19 protein-coding genes are annotated in these 16,525 nt (G+C 40.6%); 3 read left to right on the top strand and 16 right to left on the bottom strand.

Going from position 1 to position 16,525, the window contains the following annotated elements; genetic code table 11:
- The first annotated feature begins 9 nt into the window (after positions 1-9).
- The 3 genes from QM450_RS06690 to QM450_RS06680 all read left to right on the top strand — a co-directional run bounded on the left by QM450_RS06690 (position 10) and on the right by QM450_RS06680 (position 1,465).
- Entirely contained in the window at positions 10-420 is a 411-nt protein-coding gene (locus QM450_RS06690) for an HIT family protein (protein ID WP_414320069.1), read from the top strand.
- 9 nt (positions 421-429) lie between these two features.
- Positions 430-717, top strand: coding sequence for a hypothetical protein (locus QM450_RS06685; protein ID WP_414320068.1), 288 nt, complete (start codon positions 430-432; stop codon positions 715-717).
- Positions 718-811: 94 nt separating this feature from the next.
- A complete protein-coding gene (locus QM450_RS06680) occupies positions 812-1,465 on the top strand; it encodes a hypothetical protein (RefSeq protein WP_414320067.1) in 654 nt (217 codons plus the stop codon).
- A gap of 86 nt (positions 1,466-1,551) precedes the next feature.
- Here QM450_RS06680 and dnaJ read toward each other — a convergent pair whose 3' ends face one another.
- The 16 genes from dnaJ to rsmH form a co-directional block, all read right to left on the bottom strand.
- Positions 1,552-2,688, bottom strand: a complete 1,137-nt coding sequence (gene dnaJ, locus QM450_RS06675; protein ID WP_414320066.1) for a molecular chaperone DnaJ — start codon at positions 2,686-2,688, stop codon at positions 1,552-1,554.
- 371 nt (positions 2,689-3,059) lie between these two features.
- Positions 3,060-3,692 (bottom strand): DJ-1/PfpI family protein, encoded by a 633-nt coding sequence (locus QM450_RS06670; protein WP_414320065.1) that lies wholly within the window; start codon positions 3,690-3,692, stop codon positions 3,060-3,062.
- A 65-nt stretch (positions 3,693-3,757) separates the two neighbouring features.
- Positions 3,758-3,958 (bottom strand): hypothetical protein, encoded by a 201-nt coding sequence (locus QM450_RS06665; RefSeq protein ID WP_023917214.1) that lies wholly within the window; start codon positions 3,956-3,958, stop codon positions 3,758-3,760.
- Between the two features lie 12 nt (positions 3,959-3,970).
- Positions 3,971-5,794 (bottom strand): molecular chaperone DnaK, encoded by a 1,824-nt coding sequence (gene dnaK / locus QM450_RS06660; protein WP_281335183.1) that lies wholly within the window; start codon positions 5,792-5,794, stop codon positions 3,971-3,973.
- Positions 5,795-6,165: 371 nt separating this feature from the next.
- Complete coding sequence (grpE, locus tag QM450_RS06655) at positions 6,166-6,681, bottom strand: nucleotide exchange factor GrpE (RefSeq protein WP_414320064.1); 516 nt, start codon at positions 6,679-6,681, stop codon at positions 6,166-6,168.
- 26 nt (positions 6,682-6,707) lie between these two features.
- Positions 6,708-7,742: a heat-inducible transcriptional repressor HrcA gene (hrcA, locus tag QM450_RS06650; RefSeq protein WP_414320063.1), complete on the bottom strand. Its 1,035-nt coding sequence runs from the start codon at positions 7,740-7,742 to the stop codon at positions 6,708-6,710.
- Positions 7,743-7,903: 161 nt separating this feature from the next.
- Positions 7,904-8,416: a DUF2812 domain-containing protein gene (locus QM450_RS06645; RefSeq protein ID WP_414320062.1), complete on the bottom strand. Its 513-nt coding sequence runs from the start codon at positions 8,414-8,416 to the stop codon at positions 7,904-7,906.
- A 21-nt stretch (positions 8,417-8,437) separates the two neighbouring features.
- Entirely contained in the window at positions 8,438-9,013 is a 576-nt protein-coding gene (locus tag QM450_RS06640; RefSeq protein WP_414320061.1) for a DUF2812 domain-containing protein, read from the bottom strand.
- Positions 9,013-9,333: a PadR family transcriptional regulator gene (locus QM450_RS06635; protein ID WP_414320060.1), complete on the bottom strand. Its 321-nt coding sequence runs from the start codon at positions 9,331-9,333 to the stop codon at positions 9,013-9,015. The genes QM450_RS06640 and QM450_RS06635 overlap by 1 nt, the downstream gene beginning before the upstream one ends.
- 120 nt (positions 9,334-9,453) lie before the next feature.
- Positions 9,454-10,800: a type I glutamate--ammonia ligase gene (gene glnA / locus QM450_RS06630; protein ID WP_414320059.1), complete on the bottom strand. Its 1,347-nt coding sequence runs from the start codon at positions 10,798-10,800 to the stop codon at positions 9,454-9,456.
- A gap of 35 nt (positions 10,801-10,835) precedes the next feature.
- Positions 10,836-11,192, bottom strand: coding sequence for a transcriptional repressor GlnR (gene glnR, locus QM450_RS06625; protein WP_303943532.1), 357 nt, complete (start codon positions 11,190-11,192; stop codon positions 10,836-10,838).
- Between the two features lie 75 nt (positions 11,193-11,267).
- Positions 11,268-11,795, bottom strand: coding sequence for an FUSC family protein (locus tag QM450_RS06620; RefSeq protein ID WP_414320058.1), 528 nt, complete (start codon positions 11,793-11,795; stop codon positions 11,268-11,270).
- Between the two features lie 130 nt (positions 11,796-11,925).
- On the bottom strand, positions 11,926-12,906 hold the full coding sequence (mraY, locus tag QM450_RS06615; RefSeq protein WP_414320057.1) for a phospho-N-acetylmuramoyl-pentapeptide-transferase: 981 nt from the start codon (positions 12,904-12,906) through the stop codon (positions 11,926-11,928).
- A 1-nt stretch (position 12,907) separates the two neighbouring features.
- Positions 12,908-15,163: a penicillin-binding protein PBP2X gene (gene pbp2X / locus QM450_RS06610; RefSeq protein WP_414320056.1), complete on the bottom strand. Its 2,256-nt coding sequence runs from the start codon at positions 15,161-15,163 to the stop codon at positions 12,908-12,910.
- Between the two features lie 3 nt (positions 15,164-15,166).
- Positions 15,167-15,484 (bottom strand): cell division protein FtsL, encoded by a 318-nt coding sequence (ftsL, locus tag QM450_RS06605; RefSeq protein ID WP_075231548.1) that lies wholly within the window; start codon positions 15,482-15,484, stop codon positions 15,167-15,169.
- A gap of 9 nt (positions 15,485-15,493) precedes the next feature.
- A complete protein-coding gene (gene rsmH, locus QM450_RS06600; RefSeq protein ID WP_414320055.1) occupies positions 15,494-16,444 on the bottom strand; it encodes a 16S rRNA (cytosine(1402)-N(4))-methyltransferase RsmH in 951 nt (316 codons plus the stop codon).
- Positions 16,445-16,525: the final 81 nt, after the last annotated feature.

Genomic DNA, 16,525 nt, shown 5'->3' with positions numbered 1-16,525 from the left:
GTGGTTTTTATGTCAGATTGTATTTTTTGTAAGATTATCGCAGGGGAGATTCCCGCATCAAAGGTTTACGAAGATGATCAAGTTCTTGCCTTCCTTGATATTTCCCAAGTAACATCAGGACATACCTTGGTCGTACCAAAAGAACACTATCGCAATCTTTTAGAAATGGATGCTGCAAGTGCCAGCCAACTTTTCGCCCAAGTACCAAAGATTGCTCAAAAAGTCATGAAAGCTACCAAAGCTGAAGGTATGAATATCATCGCCAACTGCGAAGAAGTTGCTGGACAAACCGTTTTCCATACCCATGTCCACCTTGTCCCTCGCTATAGTGCAGATGACGATCTGAAGATTGACTTTATCGCACATGAACCAGACTTTGACAAACTTGCCCAAGTCGCTGAAACAATCAAAAACGCTTAAGGAGTCACTATGAAACTATCAAATTTACTACTTTTTGCAGGTTCTGCAGTCGGTTCATACCTCCTCGTTAAGAACCGCCAAGCTATCACTGAAGAGGTTCTAGATACAACTGATCGTGTTGAAGCCATTAAGGATGACTTGGATATCATCCAAGATAGCCTGCAAATTATCAACCAACAAAAAGAACTCATCAAGGAATATCAAAAAGATTTGACCTATAAGTTTAAAGTCTTGGAAAAAGACGTCCAAACAAGATTAGCTGTACTAAAAGAATTGCAGGAAACTGAAGGAAACTGAAGAAAACTAAGGAAAGGGAAACTCCAATTTTCCTTATTTCCCCTTTAAATCCATTTGGGTTAGCAAATCCTAACAGATCAGGGAGGGCATGAAAATGAAACAGTTTTTTAAAGTTCTGACGCGTATCATCCTGATCATTTGTGGTGGTCTCTGCCTTCTTGCAGCCCTGGCATTTCTAATACTGACCAATCTGTTCAAGGCCTCACCGAGTGACATCAAAAAAGGAAATGAAGCCTTAAAACAAATCTTCATCTCCCTTGACCTGCCTCCTGAGAAAGTAGAATCAAATGGTAGCTATCAATTCGAGGGTGGAGGCTTAGATTTTTATGTGACTTTCTCTGATGATGTTGTCAATAGCCACCAAGTCCTAAAAGAAAGTCCAAACCTCACTAAAAACCGACTCAAAGTCTATGTCCTAAACACAGGAGATATTTCCTACTATTCAGTAGAGGACAACTTATTCAATCATGGTTTATTCCAATTTTTAGAGGGGGAGAGCAGGAAGTATTTCCAAGAAATCGGAAAAAAATCAAATCCTTCTTTCTTTATTCTCTCTTGGCAGGATTCGGAAAGCATGAAAAAGGGAATCGCATTCTATGAAAAAGCTTTGACCTTGGTGGGTATTCAGGATAATTCGACAATTAAGCACATTGATACCGTCACCGTGAAACCTGGCAAGGAAGCGGAATTCAAGCAACTCATCCAGGAGATGGATGAGGCTGGCTTACTCACTCAAAAATATCAATAACAGACCAGTCGGAAAATGATTTCTCCCATGCTAAAATTCTAACGATTGCACGAAAAAGAGCCCGAAGGCTCTTTTTACTTTATGATTTATTCTCCTTCAAAGGCATCCTTAATATGGTCAAAGAAGCCTTTTTTCTTTGGATTTACTTTTAAATCACCTGCAGCTGCGAATTCTTTCAAGGCTGCTTTTTGGCGGTCATTCAAACCTGTTGGGGTAACAACATTGACAGTAACGTATTGGTCACCAAGGGCACCTCCACGAAGGCTAGGCGCACCTTTACCACGTAGGCGGAATCGTTTACCAGTCTGAGTTCCTTCTGGAATGACTAATTCTACATCACCATGAACTGTAGGGATGTCTACTGTATCACCAAGTGCTGCTTGGACAAAGTTAAGGTTCAGATTATAGAAGATAGTGGTTCCTTCACGTTCAAACTTATCACTAGCTTCAACTGAAACCACCACGTACAAGTCACCATAAGGACCACCATTAAAGCCGGCTTCACCTTGACCAGCTAGGCGGATCTGTTGACCTGTTTCCACACCAGCAGGGATTTTTACGTGTACGCTATGGGCTTGTTTTTCATGACCAGTTCCATGACAGGTTGTACATGGATCTTTGATTTCTTGACCACGGCCATGACAGACATCACAGGTTACTTGGCGACGCATCATACCGAGAGGTGTTTGGGTATCAACATTGATCACACCTGAACCATGACAGCGTCCACAAGTAACTGGACTTGTTCCAGGTTTAGCACCAGATCCATTACAAGTACGACAGCTTGCTTCACGATTGTATTTGACTTCCTTTTCTGTGCCAAAAATAGCTTCTTCAAAAGTCAAATGAACGCGATACTGGAGGTCGTCACCTTGACGAGGGGCGTTTGGATTACGTGATCCACCGCCACCACCAAAGAAGCTTGAGAAGATATCTTCAAATCCGCCAAAGCCACCTGCTCCGTCGAAGCCTCCGAAACCGCCAGCACCACCAAAACCACCATTGGCGCCAGCAGCACCATATTGGTCATAGGCAGCACGTTTCTGTTCATCGCTCAAAGTTTCATAAGCTTCTTGAACTTCCTTGTACTTGTCCTCAGCACCAGGATCCTTGTTGATATCTGGGTGATATTTTTTAGATAATTTCCGATAGGCTTTCTTGATTTCATCTTGAGATGCATTCTTTGAAACGCCCAAACGGTCGTAAAATTCAGTATTGTTCATAATTCAAGATACAAAGGGCGTCAAACGGACACAGCCAAAATAGGAGTTTTGACGACGGACGCTTGCGTCCTAGAAAAAACTATCTTTTTGGCACAGTCCGTAGCCCGTGTTCAGTTGCGAACACCTTTGTTCCTTTCTATTAATGTTGTAAATCAAACCTCGATGTAGGTCGGGTTCAATTCCTTTCTTTCATATTGAGAACTCGGGTTCAATTCCCCGAACACCTTTGTTCCTTTCTATTAATGTTGTGAATCAAACCTCGATGTAGGTCGGGTTCAATTCCTTTCTTTCATATTGAGTAAGAAACTTTAGAACTCGGGTTCAATTCCCCGAACACTCTTTGTTCCTTTCTATAATTTTTAAGCAAATCTTTAGAGGGTGCTTTCTATACTTCGCTTCACTTGATCAAACTCTTCATCTGATAGAGTAAATATCAAATCCTCTTCTGCGTACTCGTTCTGTTCTTTAAAATAGTTGTCCGTATTTTCTGCCAACCCTAGACTAAGAATCACTTTTCTTGCAAACTCTTGATGTGCAAAACCGATAGCTGTAATGATTTTTTTATCTTGTACAACCACTTTCGGTTGGAAATTCTCACGTGGAAGAAATTCAAAATAGTCAAAGAAGTTTTGCCAAATCCCACCTGTAAATTTCGTGTCATTCAACAAGCCTGCTTTCGCCAATAAAAGAGGCGCTGAAGAAATGGCTGCAATGAGGATATCTTGCTCACCAAGGTCCCTCAAGAACGAAATCAATTTCTCATCGCGTAGAGCAGGTCCTATATTTACCATTCCTGGCAAAATGACACAAGAATAATCTTCTAGATTTATTTGATCTAGTGTTTTCGTCGGTTGACAGGGCAAATCATCCTCAGAGACCACTATCGAATGATCTGAAGCGACATAATCAATCGTGACGTCAAAAGACAGAGCTAAAGTACTCGTTAAAGCGGTTATTTCATAAAGAGAAAAATTAGGATAAATGATACAAAGTACTTTTTTCATTCGCAACATCCTCTATTTTACCGAAAAACAGAGGTTGGTTTATCAACCCCTGTGATTGGACTCATTTAACTTAGTACATTTACTAGAATACCTATAGCAATGGGAAATGCCATTAGTTCTAGAAATTTTTGAAGTAAATATTTTGGTTTCATACCCAGTAATGTCTTATCTCCACCTTCTTTAACAGGATAGGCAATAAGAATCAAACTTCCGTAGATAATGACATACCAAAATAACGTTTTCATAATATCTGCTACATTATCCAAAAATAACTCCTCCTATTTCTCCGTAAACTCTCCGTCTACGACGTCATCGCCTGCGTTTCCTGTTGCTTGTGCGCCTTCTGCTCCTGCTTGGGCTTGTTGCGCTGCTGCGGCTTGTTCGTAGAGTTTAACGGCAAGTCCTTGAGCTTTTTCGTTCAATGCTTCAAGTTTTGCTTTCATTTCGTCCAAGTTGTTGTCTTCTTGGGCTTTCTTAAGCTCATCGAGGGCAGCTTGGGCAGCATCACGTTCTGCATCGAAGCCTTTACCTTCAGTTTCTTTGATTGTCTTTTCAGTCGCAAAGATAGCTTGGTCTACTTCGTTACGAAGGTCAACTTCTTCCTTACGTTTCTTATCTGCTTCAGCGTTAGCTTCTGCATCTTTCATCATGCGGTCGATTTCTTCGTCTGTCAAACCTGAGTTAGATTGGATAACAATTGTTTGTTCTTTTTGAGTTCCAAGGTCTTTGGCCTTAACAGATACGATACCGTTCTTATCGATGTCAAATGTAACTTCGATTTGTGGGATACCACGAGGTGCAGCAGGGATATCTGTCAATTGGAAACGTCCAAGAGTCTTGTTATCTGCTGCCATTGGGCGTTCACCTTGAAGAACGTGGATATCAACGGCTGGTTGGTTGTCTGCTGCAGTTGAGAAGACTTGTGATTTAGAAGTTGGAATTGTAGTGTTGCGGTCGATGAGTTTTGTAAAGACTCCACCCATTGTTTCAATACCAAGTGACAATGGTGTTACGTCAAGAAGGACAACGTCTTTCACATCACCTGTGATCACACCACCTTGGATAGCAGCACCCATAGCAACAACTTCATCAGGGTTCACTGATTTATTTGGTTCTTTACCAGTTTCAGCCTTAACAGCTTCTACAACGGCAGGGATACGAGTTGAACCACCGACAAGGATCACTTCGTCGATATCTGACAAGCTCAAGCCTGCATCAGAAAGGGCTTGGCGAACTGGAACTTTTGTACGTTCTACAAGGTCACGAGTCAAATCGTCAAATTTCGCACGAGTCAAAGTCATTTCCAAGTGAAGAGGTCCAGCTTCACCAGCAGTGATGAATGGCAAGCTGATTTGTGTTGAAGTTACACCAGAAAGGTCTTTCTTCGCTTTTTCAGCTGCGTCTTTCAAACGTTGAAGAGCCATCTTGTCTGTTGACAAATCAATGCCGTTTTCTTTCTTGAATTCTGCTACCAAGTGGTCGATAATTTTTTGGTCAAAGTCGTCACCACCGAGTTTGTTGTCCCCTGCAGTTGCCAATACATCAAAGACACCGTCACCCAATTCAAGGATAGATACGTCAAATGTACCACCACCAAGGTCAAATACCAAGATTTTTTCTTCTTTATCTGTCTTGTCCAAACCGTAAGCAAGGGCTGCTGCAGTTGGTTCGTTGACGATACGTTCTACTTCAAGACCAGCGATTTTACCAGCATCTTTAGTTGCTTGACGTTGTGCATCGTTGAAGTAAGCTGGAACTGTGATAACTGCTTTGGTTACTTTTTCACCAAGGTAGTCTTCAGCGTAACCTTTCAAGTATTGAAGAATCATAGCTGAGATTTCTTGTGGAGTGTATTCTTTACCGTTAGCAGAAACTTTTTCAGAAGTACCCATCTTAGATTTGATAGAGATAACTGTATCTGGGTTTGTTACTGCTTGACGTTTTGCAGCGTCACCAACGATGATTTCACCGTTTTTGAATGACACTACAGATGGAGTTGTACGGTTTCCTTCTGGGTTTGCAATGATTTTGCTTTCAGTTCCTTCAAGAACTGCAACTGCTGAGTTTGTTGTACCTAAGTCAATACCGATAATTTTAGACATATGTTTTTCTCCTTAAATTTTATATTCTTTTTTTCTTTTTGATACTCTTCTTAAGTGGCGACGCCGTCAGAGCTTGACTTCGTCAATCTCTTTGACTAAACTTTGAGCCTCAGGTCTCAAAGTTTGCGAAAATACCGCCACGGCGAAGAGTATCGCCTTTGGTTCGCTACGCTCACTATTGGTAAAGCCGAACCGTTTCTTATCTTTCTTTCATAGTTTAGTGTCATTTCGGACAAGATTTTTATTATGAATGTTACGACACGAGAAGTCGAAATCGATATTATTTCGACGACGAGTTAGTAAGGAGGCTAGGCAAACGCCATAGCGATTGCCGTTTTCTGACGAGTTGCTTTAGCTACCGTCAGAATTGCCTAGTTATAAACAACTACCATTGCCGGTCTTAGGATGCGGTCATGGAGTTTGTATCCTTTTTGGAAGACTTGTGCGATGGTATCTGCTGGATGTTCGTCATCTGCTGGAACTGTTTGAATAGCCATGTGATAGTTATGGTCAAATTCACCATCTGCTGGAATTTCTTCAATTCCTTCTTCTTTCAGAGCATGTACCAAACTTTCTTGGACCATTTCCAAGCCCTTCTTCACATCATCTGTCAACCCTTCGACGGCAAGGGCACGTTCAAGGTTATCCAGTGACGGCAAGATTGCTTTCGCCAAATCTTGACTGCGATAGCGTTGCAAGAGTTGGCGTTCTTCGTTGACACGTCGCTGAATGTTTTGCATTTCTGCATGAGCACGAAGGTATTTGTTTTCAAACTCTTCGGCACGTTCATTTGCCAAGTCCAATTCAGACTTCTCAGGAGTTGTTTCTTCTACTGGTTCAACAACTTCCTCTTCTTTTACTTCTTCATTTTTTATATCTTGGGTCATTTTCGCCTCCTTTAATGATTTCAATCTTAATTCACTTCATAGTGATTACTGCTGAGATAGCGGTAAAAATCCGTCAACTTCATAGTCAAAACTCGATTGACAACATTAAGTTGATTGACCAATTGTTGGTAATCCAGATTAACAGGACCAATAATCGCAAGAATTCCAAATCCACGATAGGGAATCAGGAACTTACTGCTAATCACTGCTAAGTCAGCAAGACAAGATTCTTTGCTATCCGCAACTCGGACACTTTGCATCTGGTCGCCAATCAGATTCTCTCGAATCTCCAAAGCAACCTTTTGTGGCTGATCAAAAAACTGATAAGCTGCTAGATTTGCGAAATTCAGAAGATTGACTTTGCCAGAAACCACGATATTTTCATTGAACATCTCTTTAAAAATATGCTCAACGAGATCCATAACGTTATCCGTTGTTGTGAAGTAACGTTGGATAATTTGCGGAATCTCTGTCCGAATCTTGTAGTGAATATCCAAAACAGTCTGATCCAGGAAACGTTCTTGAATCATGGTCTTGAGGCGATTTAAATCCTCCTGCAAGAAATTTCTCGGAATCAAAAACTGACTGGTAACTGTTCTAGACTCATCAAGCGTAAAAACAGCAAGAGCTGTATGTTGCCCGAGGACAACAATATCAAAAGCTGTTAGCTTCTGCCTACTTGGTTCTACATCCAGCGCTACAACCGTACAACCACTCAAGTCTGACAAAATTTTCGTTGCCTCTTGAAGAATATCCTCAAGCTTGAAGAATTCTTGATCAAAGGCTTTTACAATCTCATAAACTTGATTTTCAGCTAAACGGTCAAAGGATAGGGAGTGTTTGACATAGTATTGAAAACCAGCCACACTCGGCATCCGACCACTGGAAGTATGAGCCTTTTCAAGTAAACCTTGCTTTTCTAAAACTGCCATATCATTTCGAATGGTAGCACTACTAGAGTTGATAGACTCTTGCAAGGCCTTAGATCCAACAGGTTCGTGCGTTTTGGTAAAGATGTCAATAATCAGATTTAAAATATTCTGCTGACGTTCTGTAACCATCTCGCTACTCCTCTCTGATAGATCTTTTTAGCACTCGACACATACAAGTGCTAACTTATGATTCTATTATACACCCTTAGTAAAGAATGTCAAGACAAAAACTCAAAAAATTAGCACTCTTTTGCCAAGAGTGCTAAAAATCAGTCTGAGGACCTAGAAAATCATCTTACATTCTCAAGATATTTCTTTTTAAGTCTGTAAAAACTATAGATTAGGTAAGAAATCATGAGGGCATAAAGGGCAAAAATAAGGAAGAAAGATTGAGAGAGACTTTCGCGAAACAAGCTCATACAAATAACTAGACCGCCAGAGATAGAAACTGTAGATGTACGAAGTCTAGATTTCACATCAGCCCATTGAAGACGATTGTCCATGAAAGATTGATCATTTAAATCTACATCACAAGTTGTTTTTCGAAAAACAGAATAAGAACAATTTCCCACAAATTCCCATCCTCTATCCTTAATACTTTGTAAATCTACCTCATTTTTTCTAAGGTAGCTAGTATTCCACACACGGTAAATCACATCATCTGGTCGGCATTGTTCAAAATAGAAAAAGCCAAAACGATTCGATTTAAATTTCCAACCTTTCAAATGCATCTCATGCAAATAATCTTCTACCTTATCCAAATCAAAAATGGTAAACATTCGAAATTGTACTTTGCTATTCATTGTCTAACCTCCAAAATGGTTTTATTTATCAGATAATTCTTTCCACTTTTGAAACAATCTCCAAAAAATATAAGAAATCTGAATCGCGAAAACTATCAATAAAGTACAGTCTATGATAACAATCAAAAACATTCCCCAACTGAAATAACCTCTTCCGCTGAGTAACTTTGAGAAAACCGGTAGTAGCGCTGAAAAGAGAAGCAAAATAGGAAGCATCCGCATTGTTAAAATCTTCTTGACCATTGCTAACTTCCCGGCCGCGTCATTATAAATTTCAAACTCGGCATCCGACTCAACTCCAGAATAAAGCTTTCTAAAGTAGGAAAAACCATTAAAGTCTGTAATATGCTCCCAGCCACAATCTTTAAATAGTTGTAAATAGGAAGCTCTCTCTGACTTTTTCATAGGATAAAAGTCCAACTGATAAACCACCTGCTCCGGTTGGCACTTTTCAAAAGTATACTTAACCGCAACTACTAAGTTAGAATAACTTACTTCCTTAAGTTTCCAGCCCTGAGCATGCATTTCTCTGAGATAGAGAGCCTCTCTATCATAATCCGCAATGGTAGCAATTCTATAAACAACTTTCTTTTCCATCAAAGCTCCTCCCGACTGTTTCTGTAGAGCCGCTCAATACGTTTCAACTCAATCTCTAAAACTTTTCGACCCAAGCCTGTTATCTGATAGATTTTACGTTTTTCCTCTTCTCGGACAAAGGAAAGCAAACCATCCTTTTCCATCTTCGATAGGGTTCCATACATAGTTCCAGGACTAATCGATACTTGCGAATCTGTCATCTCTTTGACCTTTTGTGTAATACCATAACCATGGTTCTCCTTTTGCAGACAGAATAGAATATAAAAACCCGTTTCAGTCATGGGAAGGTAGACACGCCTAATCTTATCTGTTAATTCCATTTAATCAGACCTCCTATTTAGTTCGATATATCGCACCTCGTTATATACAATATATCACAGCTCGATATAAAATGCAAGAAAAAAAAGATCGTCCTCACGGACAATCTTTCTGATTTATCATTAGTATAGATCTAGGTAGTTATCAATTTCCCATTGTGAAACGAAGGTTGCATAGCTTGCCCACTCAATTCGTTTGGCTTCAAGGAAGCTAGTGTAGATGTGTTCACCTAGAGCTGCTTTAACCACTTCGTCTTCTGTCATAGCCTTCAAAGCGTTGTGAAGAGTTGATGGAAGATCTGTGATACCAGCCTCTTTACGCTCTTCTGCAGTCATGATATAGATGTTTTCTTCGATTGGCGCTGGTGCTTCGATTTTGTTTTCAATACCGTGCAAACCAACTTCCAAAAGAACAGCCATTGCGATATATGGATTAGCCATTGGGTCAACTGAGCGCAACTCAAGTCGAGTTCCCATACCACGTGTAGCCGGTACACGGACAAGTGGGGAACGGTTACGACCAGCCCAAGCAATGTAGACAGGAGCTTCGAATCCTGGAACCAAACGTTTGTATGAATTTACTGTTGGGTTCATAATAGCTGTGTAGTTGTAGGCGTGCTTGATCAAACCACCAAGGAAATGATAGGCTGTTTCTGACAATTGCATTCCTTTTGGATCATTTGGATCAAAGAAGGCATTATTCCCTTCAGCATCAAACAAGGACATATTGCAGTGCATCCCTGAACCAGCGATACCAAATTTAGGTTTAGCCATAAAGGTTGCATACAAACCATGTTTACGCGCAATTGTCTTTACAACAAGTTTAAAGATTTGAATCTTGTCACATGCACGAAGAACTTCATCGTACTTAAAGTCAATCTCATGTTGACCTACAGCAACTTCGTGGTGACTAGCCTCTACTTCAAATCCCATTTTAGTCAAGACATTTACAATTTCACGACGGGTATTATCGGCAAGGTCTGTAGGCGCCAAATCAAAGTAACCACCCTTGTCATTTACTTCAAGAGTTGGGTCTCCATTTTCATCAAGCTTGAATAGGAAGAATTCTGGTTCCGGACCAAGGTTGAAAGATTTGAATCCTACTTTTTCCATGTGACGAAGAGCACGTTTGAGGTTTCCACGAGGGTCTCCCGCAAATGGTTCCCCTTCCGTTGTATAGACATCACAAATCAATCCTGCGACACTACCATTCTCATCTCCCCAAGGAAAGACTGTCCAAGTGTCCAGGTCAGGGTATAGGTACATATCTGATTCGTTGATACGAACAAACCCTTCAATAGAAGATCCATCAAACATAGCCTTGTTTGACAAGACCTTGTCTAGTTGTTCATCTGTAGCAGGAATTTCGACGTTTTTCATAGTTCCCAAAATATCTGAAAACATGAGACGGATAAAGGTTACATTTTTTTCCTTAACTTCACGACGAATATCTGCAGCTGTGATTGGCATGGTTTTTCTCCTTATATATGACGACTTGCGGTTGCCTAACCGCGACCAAAAGGTGATTGTTGAGAAGCAAAGCGACTTTGTTGGAGAACTTCATTCCGAAGTGCTCTTCGTACTTCAGTTTGACTCACTGTTTTTTTAGACTTCGCCTCACGTTCAGCATATTTTTTCTTGATGGCAGCAATGTTAAGACCTTCAGAGATATAATCTTTAATCTCAAGCAATCGATCCATGTCATTCAAAGAATACATCCGGCGATTACCTTCGTTTCGATCAGGCTTAATCAACTCCTGATCTTCATAATAACGAATCTGGCGCGCCGAAAGATCGGTCAACTTCATAACACTGCCAATAGGGAAAACTGCCATATTGCGACGAAATTCTTTTTCCTTCATGTACACTTCCTTCTTTCTGTCTATTATAGTCTAAAAAAATTCAATCGTCAATCAATAATGTTATATCTTATAACATTATTTTTCTTTTTTCTCTAAAATACTTCGTAAACGATCAATATCGTAATTTACAAGAATTGCCACAAAAACACCCATAAATGTTTCAAAAACTCGGGCAAACACGTACAAAACTGTCTCACCGCTTGGAATTGATAAGGTAATAATCAACATAGCCGCAACTCCACCGATAACACCTGCTTTATTGTTCATAGCAACATTTGTCATAATGGTTAACATGGTGCAAATTGGAACAACAAGGAGGGTTACCCAGAAGGCTCCGTGAAAAAGATTATTTAAGAGAAAGAAAATCAGGGCATAAAAACCACCGATACTATTTCCGAGAATACGAGAAGTACCAAAATGAACACTCTTGTCAAAGTCTTCTCTTAAACTAAAAACCGCAGTCAAGGCTCCAATCTGAAGTCCTTTCCAACCAAAAAAACCAAAAATCATGAGGACTAAAAAAACAGCGATCCCTGTCTTGAAAGTTCGCATTCCTAATTTAAACTTGGATTTGTCAAATCTATACTTTTTAAAATAACTCATCATTTCAACTTTCTATTTCCATTTTACCATAAATTTACCTATTTTTGAGATGGAGATGCAATAAACTGATGGAAATAGAAAAAGAGAAGGAACTTAATCCTTCTCTATCTGATGATTCCACATTCTCTTTTTAGAACCAATATATGAAAGCCAAAGTCAAGAGACTAGCGAGCAAGCCCACTCCCCAGAAAAAGAAGTCGACCTTCCACTCACTCCAAGCTTGACCTTTCCCAGAAAAGCCTCCCAACTCAAAATGATGGTGAACTGGTGTCATACGGAAGATACGTTTTCCTCCAGTTAACTTAAAGTAGGTGACTTGCATCATAACAGATGTTGTTTCAAAAACATACACCAGACCAATCAAAAGCAGCGTCCATTCTTGGTTCAGTGCCATAGAAATAGCCGCTAACATCCCTCCAAGGGCTAGGCTACCTACATCTCCCATGAAAACTTTAGCAGGCTTGTGGTTAAAGACAAAGAAGCCAAGAAGACCACCAATCATAGCTACAATCACTAGTAAGATATCGAGCTGATTTTGCACATAGGCAATCACTCCGTAGGCAGATAAACTAATCACCACCGAAATACTTGCCAAGCCATCGATTCCATCAGTCAGGTTAACTGCATTTGAAAAACCGACCAACCAAAAGAGGGCAAAGAAAATATACAGAACACCTAAATGCAAGGGATAACCAAATACATTTAAGATATCTCCTCCTCTTTCATAGAAAAAATAGAAGATAACTCCTCCGACCAACTGAAGCAAGAGCTTCTGTTTAGGATTAAGTCCTTCATTGATTTTGCGGAAAACCTTGAGGAAATCATCCAAGAAACCGACCAAACCATATAAGACCAAGATAAAGAGGATCATTCCGACATTATTGGTTAATTGATTAGTCACGAGAGCAAGAACCAGACTAACTAAAACTCCTGCTAGGAGAAAGACGAGTCCCCCCATTGTTGGGGTCCCGGCTTTTGCTTGGTGTTGTTTGACATCCTCATGCATCTGTTGACCGGTAATCTGTGCTTTATGGTAAAAACGGATAAAGGCTGGAATTCCTATGACTGTTAGAATAAAGGCAATCACTCCAGCAAAGATAGAAATAAGCATTCTAATCTCCTAATGTTATTTTTATTTTCTGTAAATCTTTTAAAGCTGTATTGGCACGAACACTTTGCTTTTTAACAGTTTCTCCTGTGCCTTCAAACTCAACTTGGATATTCAGCCATTTGGCAAAGGTTTCAACATTTTTCTTAGACCAGCCATATAAGTCAGGCATCTCTTCTACCTTATCTGAAAGGAGTAAGATTTGCTGATTGGCGTCTAGATTGGTTCCTTCTGCTACAGAGCTTTCTTTGATTTTTGTTCCTGAACCGATAACAATTGGTTGTACAAGGTTACGACGGAGTTCTTCAGCTAGATCTCCAGGGCTATAATCCTTCATTTCTGGCATGGCATAACTAGTTGTAGATGTTACCTGATCCAAGCTTTTGGCTGTTGATTGAAGATTGAGTGTATCTTTCATTGCTGAAGCTCTTTCCAGAATAGGGTTGGCAAATTCTCCTAACTGTATTCCTGAGTAATGTTCTGGCTGTTGAACGGTCACATAGAGGATGAAATCTGGATTTTCAGCTGGGTGCATAGAGACAACTGAGAAAATATAGTTGGTTGAACCTTTTAGATAACCTCCATTTTGTTCATCCGCAATCTGGGCAGTCCCTGATTTCAATGCCACATTATAGCCAGGAACGTTGATTGTCCCTTTCCCTGTACTATGATTGTACATTGTACCATAGGCAGGATCTGTACCAACCATCACCATGTGGTCTCGAGTCAGGCTAGCTGCTTCCTTGGACACAGGATTTCCCACAACTTCCTTTTGTGACTTACGTACTGTTTGATCATTTGGATCATAAAGAGCACTGATAAATTTAGGCTCTAGCATAACCCCGTCGTTGGCAATAGCCGTAAAGGCACGAAGCATCTGGGTTTGCGTAACAGAAATCCCTTGACCAAAGGAACTCATGGCAATATTAACGATATTATCTTCAGGGAGTTGACCAGCATACTCTTCACTCATCCCAAACCGAGTCGGAACTCCAAATTTGAAACGATTGAGATAGTCTAACCAAGTAGCATCACCCATTTTCTGCTCAAGGAGAGTCATACCGATGTTACTAGAGTGAGCAAAACCTTGCGAGAAGGTCATCATTCCACCACTAGTAAGACCTTCATTGACATCCCAGTCTTTGATGGTAGCATCCGCCACCTTCAGTTCACTACTGTTGAAATATTCTCCTCCAGGGAAGGTATTGTTATCTATAGCTGCTGCTAAGGTCATGACCTTCATGGTTGAACCTGGTTCATAGTTACTTTGGTAAAGGATATCACGCCAGACAAAGTCCTCTGTAATCCCTTCTTTGGTATCAGCATCAAAGGTCGGCCTTTGAGTCGTGGCCAGAATTTCTCCTGTCTTGGCGCTAACCAAGGTCGCAGTCATGTACTTGCCTTTCACTTTTTCCTGGAAGGCATCCATTTGGCTTTCCATAAAAGATTGCAAAGGACTAGATATGGTCGTGTAGACATCTTTTCCATCTACGGTTTGTCGAGTGACTTGTTCCGTACCTGGAACGATATTCCCCAAACGATCCTTTTCATAGGTAATAATACCATCTGTCCCTGCTAACAATCTATTCAAGGAGCTTTCAATACCAGATGTGCCAATAAGGCTCTTTGAACCATCTTCATTTTCATGAAGCTGGGCTAGACCAATGAAGGATGAAGCAAATTTCCCATTTGGATAACTTCGATTGGGGCTTGTGGTAAAGTCCACTCCCTCAACCTTGGCAGCTTCTAGATCCTTTTTTATGGACATCATATTTGCGTAGGTAATCCCATTTCCTTTAGTACCAAAGGAAACCTGTTTGAGATTGGGTTGAGAGAGTTGATCTTTGACGTAGGTCTCCTCCATATCCAAGTACTTATGGAAAATTTCGGCTACCTTATTGTACTGAGATTCCTCAACATATAGAATATCTCCATTCGCAGACTTATAATCTTTATCAATGACCGCATAAACATTGTAGGAGGTTGCATCTTCTGCAATCGGAGTTCCATTACGATCATAAATGGTTCCCCTCTTAGCAGGGACTGTTCGAGTTGTTTGATGAACCTTATAAGCTTCTTTGACCAGGTCAACACCAAACTTCTTTCCCGTACCAATAATCACCGCAAAGTTAACCAAAAAAACAGCAAAGAGAATGACAGCCCAGAGACTAAGGCTTTTTCCAACTCGTCTGCGGTTTTCTAGAGGAGTTCTGCGATTCTTAATGGCAAAGTGTACTATTTTTTCTTTCCATGTTTTCATATATTACTCCGCCGATCGGATATTTCCATTGTTTAATTGCAAGTCTTGCGAATCCGCAACACCCGCCAGACGTTCTGAGCGAATCAATTCATTGACCTCTTGCTTGGCATCGTCTAGCTCCGTCTTTTTCTCCTCAATCTGTCTGTTGACAGTTGTCAAATCACTTTGAACTTGCAGGAGCTTGGTTTGCATATAGACCACACTGATGGCTAAGACAAGAGCTGTAATGGCAATCGAAAGGTAAAAGGCCTTCTCAACACGTGAAAATCTCTTGATACGAGCTTGCAGTAATTGGCTCGTTGTTTCTCTTTTTTCTACCATTTTATCCCCTTACTTATGAATTTTTCGAGCTACTCGTAACTTGGCTGAGTGGGAACGATTATTGGCCTCCAACTCCTCCTTGCTTGGTAGAATCGGTTTGCGAGAGACTAATTCCATCTTGGGCTTAAAATCATCTGGGATGAAAGGTAAGCCTTTTGGCACTTCTACTGTTGAAGCTTCCTTGAACAATTGCTTGGTCAAACGATCTTCCAGTGAATGAAAGGTAATGACAGATATTCTTCCGTCCACTGCTAGTAATTCCATAGCTTGTTGGATGGACTCATCTGCAGCCCCAAGTTCATCATTGACTTCAATACGGATAGCTTGAAAAATTTGCTTGGCAGGATGACCTTTTTTCTTGAGTTCCTTGGCTGGCTTAGCAGACTTGATAATCTCGGCCAATTCTGTCGTGGTCTCAATCGGCTTCAGCTCACGCGCCTGTTCAATCTTCCGAGCGATCTGTTTGGAAAACTTGTCTTCTCCATATTTGAAAAAGATTCGCACCAAGTCATGATATTCATAATGATTGACAACCTCATAAGCTGTCAAGCTAGCTTCCTGGTTCATCCGCATATCCAGTGGCGCATCCTTCTTATAAGAAAAACCACGTTCACGTTGATCCAATTGCGGGCTCGAAACACCTAAGTCATAACAAATGCCATCAATTTCTTCTACACCTGCTTCCTGCAAACGTGCTTGCAAATGACGGAAGTTGTCCTTGATGAAGGTAACCATTCCTTTTTCTATATAAGACGCCAGACGTTTTTGCGCATTGTCAATGGCATTCTGGTCTTGGTCAAAGGCATAGAGATGCCCCTTTTCACTTAATTTACTTAATAAATACTCGCTATGGCCTGCTCCACCCAAGGTCGCATCAACGTAAATACCGTCAGGTTTTACATCAAGCATATCAATGGTTTCATGGAGCATGACCGTTACATGATGAAATTCTTTAGTCATATCTTATCTATTTTACCACAATTCTGACTAGCTTGCACTCGCTAAAGCAAAAACCTTTCCTTGTTACTTTATCACTTGTAT

The sequence above is a fragment of the Streptococcus infantis genome (assembly GCF_047464615.1).
In the GTDB taxonomy this organism is placed as follows: Bacteria; Bacillota; Bacilli; order Lactobacillales; family Streptococcaceae; genus Streptococcus; species Streptococcus infantis_Y.
The sequence above is the reverse complement of the archived record's forward strand: the minus strand, read 5'-3'. Positions and strand labels throughout refer to the sequence as shown.

Bases quoted from the DNA above. Each gene is read 5' to 3' on its own strand.
- QM450_RS06670 (WP_414320065.1), bottom strand. From the start codon at position 3,692: ATGAAAAAAGTACTTTGTATCATTTATCCTAATTTTTCTCTTTATGAA.
- ftsL (WP_075231548.1), bottom strand. From the start codon at position 15,484: ATGGTAGAAAAAAGAGAAACAACGAGCCAATTACTGCAAGCTCGTATC.
- dnaJ (WP_414320066.1), bottom strand. From the start codon at position 2,688: ATGAACAATACTGAATTTTACGACCGTTTGGGCGTTTCAAAGAATGCA.
- QM450_RS06640 (WP_414320061.1), bottom strand. From the start codon at position 9,013: ATGGAAAAGAAAGTTGTTTATAGAATTGCTACCATTGCGGATTATGAT.
- glnA (WP_414320059.1), bottom strand. From the start codon at position 10,800: ATGCCAATCACAGCTGCAGATATTCGTCGTGAAGTTAAGGAAAAAAAT.
- QM450_RS06685 (WP_414320068.1), top strand. From the start codon at position 430: ATGAAACTATCAAATTTACTACTTTTTGCAGGTTCTGCAGTCGGTTCA.
- QM450_RS06680 (WP_414320067.1), top strand. From the start codon at position 812: ATGAAACAGTTTTTTAAAGTTCTGACGCGTATCATCCTGATCATTTGT.
- QM450_RS06645 (WP_414320062.1), bottom strand. From the start codon at position 8,416: ATGAATAGCAAAGTACAATTTCGAATGTTTACCATTTTTGATTTGGAT.
- QM450_RS06620 (WP_414320058.1), bottom strand. From the start codon at position 11,795: ATGAGTTATTTTAAAAAGTATAGATTTGACAAATCCAAGTTTAAATTA.
- dnaK (WP_281335183.1), bottom strand. From the start codon at position 5,794: ATGTCTAAAATTATCGGTATTGACTTAGGTACAACAAACTCAGCAGTT.
- glnR (WP_303943532.1), bottom strand. From the start codon at position 11,192: ATGAAGGAAAAAGAATTTCGTCGCAATATGGCAGTTTTCCCTATTGGC.
- QM450_RS06635 (WP_414320060.1), bottom strand. From the start codon at position 9,333: ATGGAATTAACAGATAAGATTAGGCGTGTCTACCTTCCCATGACTGAA.
- rsmH (WP_414320055.1), bottom strand. From the start codon at position 16,444: ATGACTAAAGAATTTCATCATGTAACGGTCATGCTCCATGAAACCATT.
- QM450_RS06690 (WP_414320069.1), top strand. From the start codon at position 10: ATGTCAGATTGTATTTTTTGTAAGATTATCGCAGGGGAGATTCCCGCA.
- grpE (WP_414320064.1), bottom strand. From the start codon at position 6,681: ATGACCCAAGATATAAAAAATGAAGAAGTAAAAGAAGAGGAAGTTGTT.
- mraY (WP_414320057.1), bottom strand. From the start codon at position 12,906: ATGCTTATTTCTATCTTTGCTGGAGTGATTGCCTTTATTCTAACAGTC.
- pbp2X (WP_414320056.1), bottom strand. From the start codon at position 15,163: ATGAAAACATGGAAAGAAAAAATAGTACACTTTGCCATTAAGAATCGC.
- hrcA (WP_414320063.1), bottom strand. From the start codon at position 7,742: ATGGTTACAGAACGTCAGCAGAATATTTTAAATCTGATTATTGACATC.